The organism is Coleofasciculus sp., assembly GCF_046539235.1.
Classification (GTDB): Bacteria; Cyanobacteriota; Cyanobacteriia; order Cyanobacteriales; family Coleofasciculaceae; genus Coleofasciculus.
In genome coordinates this window covers 1-6,943 of record NZ_JBKHHI010000355.1, presented here as the reverse complement: position 1 = coordinate 6,943, position 6,943 = coordinate 1, and the positions used below count along the sequence as shown (strand labels likewise).

The 6,943-nt window shown below is 45.6% G+C and carries 6 protein-coding genes; all 6 read right to left on the bottom strand.

Features of this window, described 5'->3' with window-relative positions:
- Window positions 1-345 precede the first annotated feature (345 nt).
- Window positions 346-1,623, bottom strand: a complete 1,278-nt coding sequence (locus tag ACLFWI_RS23750) for a serine/threonine protein kinase (RefSeq protein WP_446414975.1) — start codon at window positions 1,621-1,623, stop codon at window positions 346-348.
- The gene (locus ACLFWI_RS23745) at window positions 1,610-3,076 is read right to left on the bottom strand and encodes a serine/threonine protein kinase (RefSeq protein ID WP_446414974.1); all 1,467 of its coding nucleotides are present in this window, start codon (window positions 3,074-3,076) and stop codon (window positions 1,610-1,612) included. Before ACLFWI_RS23745 ends, ACLFWI_RS23750 begins: the two co-directional genes overlap by 14 nt.
- A gap of 205 nt (window positions 3,077-3,281) precedes the next feature.
- Window positions 3,282-4,250 (bottom strand): ADP-ribosylglycohydrolase family protein, encoded by a 969-nt coding sequence (locus tag ACLFWI_RS23740; protein WP_446414973.1) that lies wholly within the window; start codon window positions 4,248-4,250, stop codon window positions 3,282-3,284.
- Window positions 4,251-4,406: 156 nt separating this feature from the next.
- Window positions 4,407-5,177, bottom strand: a complete 771-nt coding sequence (gene aqpZ, locus ACLFWI_RS23735; protein WP_446414972.1) for an aquaporin Z — start codon at window positions 5,175-5,177, stop codon at window positions 4,407-4,409.
- A gap of 241 nt (window positions 5,178-5,418) precedes the next feature.
- Complete coding sequence (locus ACLFWI_RS23730; RefSeq protein WP_446414971.1) at window positions 5,419-6,414, bottom strand: SPFH domain-containing protein; 996 nt, start codon at window positions 6,412-6,414, stop codon at window positions 5,419-5,421.
- Between the two features lie 70 nt (window positions 6,415-6,484).
- Window positions 6,485-6,913, bottom strand: coding sequence for an NfeD family protein (locus tag ACLFWI_RS23725; protein WP_446414976.1), 429 nt, complete (start codon window positions 6,911-6,913; stop codon window positions 6,485-6,487).
- Window positions 6,914-6,943: the final 30 nt, after the last annotated feature.

Sequence of the window (6,943 nt, the reverse complement as noted above, 5' to 3'; positions counted from 1 at the left end):
CAACAGGCAACAGGCAACAGGGGAATGTCCTAACGTATCCCGGTAGTGCTATATCTAACCATTCAGCAAATCGGTGATCGACAAGGCGAAGCTAGTTATCTTATAAATCTGGGTTGTGTTTACCATTCTTTCAATTGGAAATGGAGGGAACGGCTGATATTATTTCTCGGCAAGAAACGGTTATTCAATTCTTGATCAGAAAAGCAAGATTGATGACAGATTTATAAGTCGGATGTTGATATTTAAAGAAAACATAGTCAAAAATTTCAGCTCAATCACCCTTCGACGGACGTGCCATGACACTATGGCAAGCTGGGGAAGCAAATGAATGACCAATGACGAGATTCATGAACGCAACTGTTCCAAAAAACAATTCAACTCTTGCACCAGCCACTCCTTCTCGCTTAACTTAAGATATTTACCGAAACGATGAGTGCGAACCCCTTCGACAATAGCACAAGACCGAATGGGTTGACCGTTTGAATTGTAGCGAATGTCTATCTCCAGTCTGTCAATATCTGCCGTTCGTCCCTTGCGCCAATAACTTAATCCCAGTAATTGCCACTGCAACTGGAACGTTTTTTTGTCAATTTTCAAGTAGATGTGACTGAGAAACTTGTCCCGAATGACTATTAATAATGGTAGGATGGCGATCATAAAAGGCAAAACACAAATTAGTCCAATAAATACTATTAGGGAACCCACCATCACATACCATGATAAGAATGGAATATCTACAAGGATATAGTCACGGTGTTTTTCCAAAAAGATACGATTACTTATTGATACAGGCGGCTCAATGAATGAATTTTGATCAGCGAGTTCACCCTGTAAGGCAATTAAAGCGTCCTGAGCCGAAGCAAATCGGTCTTCAGCAACGGGTTCGAGCATTTTCTCTAACCAGTTCGCTAATTCTGCGGATTGTACCTGAGCGCGAAAATCAATCTTTAGGCGGCGTTGAGGTAAATCGCCTGGAGAACGATGAGTCACTAAAAATAATAATGTTGCTCCTAAACCGTATAAGTCAGACGTAATATACCCTTGTCCTCGAAACTGTTCGGGTGCCATGTATCCATAAGTTCCCACGACTGTACTTCCTTGAGTCAGAGTGTTCCGATAAACATTTTGTACTGCCCCAAAATCAACTAAAAATACATTTCCTTTTTGATCCAGAATAATATTTTGGGGGTTAATATCTCGGTGAATAATGGGAGGAGTCAAATTATGGAGATAGTCGAGAATTTCCAAGATTTGTCTGGCAATTTTCCGAAGTTTGACCTCATCCGGTTGCCATCCTTGCTTGACTAATAGGGATAGAGATGTTCCAGGCGCTAATTCTTGGACAAGATAGAACCAGTTATTCTGGGGCGTTTCGACCTGAAAATAATCCAAATACTTGGGAATTGCCGGATGATTTAAACGGGAGAGAACTTTGGCTTCACGTTCAAAGAGTTCCAAGACTTTCCAGTCTGTCATACCTACTAAAGACAACGCTTTGAGTGCCACCTTTTGACCCGTTTTTTGGTCTTGCGCGGCATGGGTTGTACCCGTTCCCCCACTACCCAGAATCTGAATAATCTGATAGCGTTGAGCGATACAATCTCCTGGATTATGTCTGTTCATAATCATCCTCCGGTTTCAGGTGAGGATAACGCTGATGCAGGTGTTTCAGAAAGGCGGTTACTTCCTCAACCACCCACTCCCGTTCCCGTTGGGAGATGAACTGGGCAAATTCAATCTGTTGATGGGACATTTGGGTGAAAAGTCGGCATTTTCGTACAGGTATTTTATACCGTTCGGATGTTTTGGTTAACTTCCTTTTTTCGGTATACTGGGTAATAATTTCGATCCAGTTAATATCTGCGGTTCGTCCCTGAATCGTTTTTTTGAACCCCAGTAGCCTCCACTGTAACTGAAAGTTTTTTGGGTTAATCTTGAGTTGAATATGGCTAGCTGCACGCAACAGAATATTTAACACCGATAGTTCATGTAGTATAAAGATAAGACTGATGTATGCCCCAATAAAGAGCCAAGGACTGAGGACAAGGAGCAGCCCTTCAATGCTATTTGGGATAGCAATTGCCAAAAAGGCTAGTAATGTGGTTGGAATTAAGAGCAAACTCCATGCCACAGGATTCAAATACCCACCCGTTCCCCTAAACCCAGCCGGCGGAATGGTGATCTCTAACTGTTCGTTTGTGGCGGTCAATGTAATCTGACTTCCTGCTGGACGACGGCGATGTTCTACTATAGGCTGGATCAGGGTTTTGGGATTTTGCAAAGCATTTAATGCTGCCCGAGCGGAGAGGAATCGATCCTCCACCACGGGTTCTAACATTTTGTCCAGCCAGTCGGCAAATTCTGGCGACACATTCACACGAGAACGAAAGTTAAGTTTTAACCGTTTCTGGGGTAAATCGGCGGGGGAACGGTGAGTGAGTAGAAATAGTAAGGTAGCAGCTAAACCATATAAATCAGAGGCGGGATAGGCTTGTCCTCGATCTTGTTCCGGTGCCATGTAACCAAAGGTTCCAACCACAGTCATCCCCTGGTTACGGCGATTCCAATAGGCATGGCGTACTGAGCCAAAATCGACAAGAAACACCTGTCCATCCTCTCGGCGGATAATATTTTGGGGTTTGATATCGCGATGAATGATTGGAGGCGAAATGTGGTGAAGATAAATGAGGGTTTCTAGGATTTGGATGGCAATATCTTTGATTTCATCTTCTTGGGTATGCCCACCGCTTTGAACCCAATCAAACAGCGATCGCCCTGGGGCTAATTCCTGCACAATATAGAATAAACGGGTTTGGGGGGTATCCACCTCAAAGTAGTCCAGGTAATTGGGGATAGCTGGATGATCGAGGTAAGATAGCACTTGGGCTTCCCGTTCAAACAGATCCAAATCTTTCCAGTCCTTAATCCGGCGCAAGGACATTTCCTTGATCGCCACCCGTTGATTGTTTTTTTGATCTTGCGCCTCGTAGGTTGTCCCCGTTCCTCCCTGCCCCAGGATAGCTAGGATACGATACCGTTGGGCAATGATATCCCCAGGCTGATGCGATCGCTCCATACAAAAACTGCCCGAATTTATATCTTTATCATAAAGTCGTCATTGGTTATTCGTCATTAGTTATTGGTTATTCGTCTCAAATCTAAACGACAAGAGGGCGGGTTTTGTTGATAAGTTATCGGTATACCCATCAATTAAACGGCTAAACCCGCCCCTACAATAGGATATAACTTTTGCCTCATTCTACCCTTCTACCTGTCATTGGTTATTTGTCATGTGTTGAGTTTTCCGAAGCTATCGCTGAAGCTAAACGCTTGGCGAGGTCAAAAATATCGTCTTTCCGGGCAATTTTCTCACGCCATTCTTGGGGAATTTGTTCGATACCGTAATACAGTCCGGCTAATCCGCCTGTAATTGCCGCTGTGGTATCTGTATCGCCACCTAAATTAACCGCTTTTAACACAGATTGGGGATATGATGTACTGGTTAAAAAACACCACAATGCGGCTTCTAGGGTATGAATGACATAGCTTCCCGATTGAATCGCCTCCATGGGAAACTGGGCGATTTCTCCTTCTAATACTCTGGCAAATTTATCGAGTTCTGAGGTATAGGGGGGTTGATTGTAGCTCTGGTGAATCCTTTTAATTCCTTTAAAATAAGCGGTAGCTGGATCATCACCTTCTAGTAATCGAATCGCTATACTGATATAAATACCACATGACATCTGAGAACGAAGATGGGCATGAGTAATGCTAGAAACCTGATGGACTCTTTTAATCAATTCCGGAAATTCGAGGGCTTTATAGTAGAAAGCCATGGGCAAAATTCGCATCAGTGACCCATTGCCATTACTCATTTCATCCCTACCGCCCGATTCCAAAGGGGAAACCTGATCCCAACGCAGGCGACGAATGGCTGTAGCTGTCGTCATCCCAATATCAAAAACCGTTCCATGAGGCGTCCAATAGGCTTGATCATGCCAAAGACAAAAAGATTGTGCGATCGCGTCGAGGGAAAATCCCTGACAGAGGCTTTCGGCTAAACAGAAGGTAAGAGAACTGTCATCTGACCAAGTTCCTGGGGGCTGATTATAGGTACCATAACCCTGCATAGAGGTGACAGGATCGCGTAAGCGTTCCTCCCTGGTGGTAAATTCCACAGGTACACCCAACGCATCACCAACACAGACTCCCAAAAGTCCGGATAGAACTTGAGAATAGCTTATCGTCATCAATCATTGCCTCCAGATGTGAAACGGTTAAAAAAGGTGGGCATAGCCCACCCAACAACGATGACACATAAAAAATGCTCCATCATCAATCAGCTCATTAATGAGTCCTGCAACCGCTCCAAGTCTTGTTCGTTCATAATGTATTCTGATCAGGCTTTATGCTAGCTTTTCACTCACTAGGGCATCATCTTCTGGAGTCTTGGTTGAGGTTGAGTCATCAAAAAAATTGAGGTAGAAAAAGCCAGCGACTAACGCACCCAAAATCGGGGCAACCCAGAATAACCAAACTTGTTGAAAAAGCTCAACACCTGCAAAAATAGCGGGTCCGGTACTCCGGGCGGGATTGACCGACGTATTGGTTACAGGGATACTAATTAGGTGAATTAATGTCAAGGCTAAACCTATAGCAATGGGAGCAAAACCTTGAGGCGCCCGCCGATCTGTTGCTCCTAAGATAACCATCAAAAACATGAACGTCAGCAACACCTCGGTGATCAAACAGGCAAAGAGGGAATAGCCGCCCGGAGAATGAACCCCAAAACCATTAGTAGCAAAGGGGTTCGATCCCGTCATTTCAAAACCGACTCGCCCACTGGCAATAATAAACAGAACCGTAGAAGCTGCGATCGCACCCACGACTTGTGCGGCAATATAGGGGAGTAATTCACCCCCTGGAAAACGTTTTGCTGCCCAAAGACCAAAGGATACAGCCGGGTTAAAATGTCCCCCGGAAATCGGACCTACGGCGTAAGCCATGGTTAACACCGTCAAACCAAAGGCGAGGGAAACACCCACCAAGCCAATACCTAAAGGATTGCTCCCTTCACCATAAGGAAATGCCGCGGCAAGAACAGCGCTACCACATCCTCCAAAAACAAGCCAAAATGTGCCGATCAACTCGGCGATACTTCGCTTTACCAAATTCATAATTAACCTTCTATTAACTGATTCAGATAGTATCAGAAGTAATCACTCAGTTTAATTAGACTTATAGGTTACCTTTATTCGGGGCGATAAGCCCTGCTAATCAAATAACGCTTCGGGCAACATGGCTGCCAATACGCACCCCGGAAAAATAGGCAAAAAAAAGTGAGCCAAGCTCACCCAAAACCCAATCCCTAATACCTAAAACCTACCCTCACCACAATACTGATTCAGCCGCCCCTACTTAACGGTTATTGTGCGACTCAAAATTGAACGGTTCCGAATCCAACGATTCGCGATCGCCAACCATGGAGCGAATCCCTTCAATCGTAGCCGGAATCGCACGGGGGTCCATAAACATCACCTTACTACTATCGCTACTGCCAATCTCTTTACCCATATCCAGATAATTCTGAGCCAGTAAGAACTGTAGAGCATCACGGGCAACGGGATCACTCTTGAGTGTCTTCGCCACAATTTGCAGCGCCTCTGAGGTGGCTTGCGCCTTGAGAACGGACTGCTGGCGTTCCGCTTGGGCTTTGAGGACAATCGCCTTTTGTTGCGCCTCTGCGTCTAAAATCGCCGCCTTTTGTCGCGCTTCAGCATCTAGCACCTGGGCTTCCGCATTTCCTCTGGCACTATTCACAGCCGATTCCCGTTCCCCTTCTGACGTGAGAATTGCCGCCCGTTTGCGCCGTTCGGCGGACATCTGCAACTCCATCGAGTCTTGTACCGCCTTGGATGGCACAATATCCCGCAATTCCACCCTTGTCACTTTCACGCCCCAAGGATCAGTAGCAATATCCAATTCCCGCAGCAAGGTTTCATTCACTTCCGAACGCGCCGTAAAGGTTTGATCCAGTTCCAGTTTGCCCATTTCTGAACGAATCTGGGTCAGCACTAAATTCACCATTGCTGCTTGCAGATCTTCTACCTTGTAGTAAGCTTTTTCCATATCCATGATCCGCCAATAGACCACAGCGTCCACGCTGATCGAAACATTATCGCAAGTGATGCATTTTTGGGGAGGAATGTCAAGCACTTTTTCCCGAATCGTTTCCTTAAATACGACGCGATCCAGAACCGGAACCATAATATTCAAGCCAGGTTCCAGCTTTTTGCCACTGTATTTCCCCAATCGCTCAACCAAAGCTTCATTCCCTTGATTGACAATCTTAATGGAGCTAGCAATTCCGGAACCGCCAAGCACCAAAATAATGAGCCAAGCGAATGGATTCATGGTATTACCTCCTAGAATTTTGATAATATGCCACCGGTCAAGAGTAGCCAGAGTTTTTCAAACGAAAAATTTAGTGTAAGAGAGTCTGGGGAACCACAATGAGTGTGTTCCCTTGACGACGGACAACATAAACGTTTTGATTAGGTGCGATCGCCGCCATTTCATCATCACAACGCGCTTGCCAAGAATTGCCTTCATAGAGGATGCGTCCCGTTTCTCCAGGGGGAATTTCGGTCAGGGTTCGAGCTTCCACAGCATCGAGACGTTTAGCTACCTTGGCGGCTGGGAGAATGCGACGAGATGCGATAACCAGCGCCGTGGATAGCGCCAACCAGAGCACCACTTGTACCGGAAACAGGGGAATAATTAACGCCACCAGCGCCACGACTAAAGCGCTAATTCCCATGGTAAACGCCACAAACGCCGTCGGCACGAATAGCTCCACCAGACAAAGCATTGATCCTGCCAGGAGCCAAAGTAGGGAAGGATTGAGTGACATATAAAAATCCAGTGTATCCTGGGTTGAAAG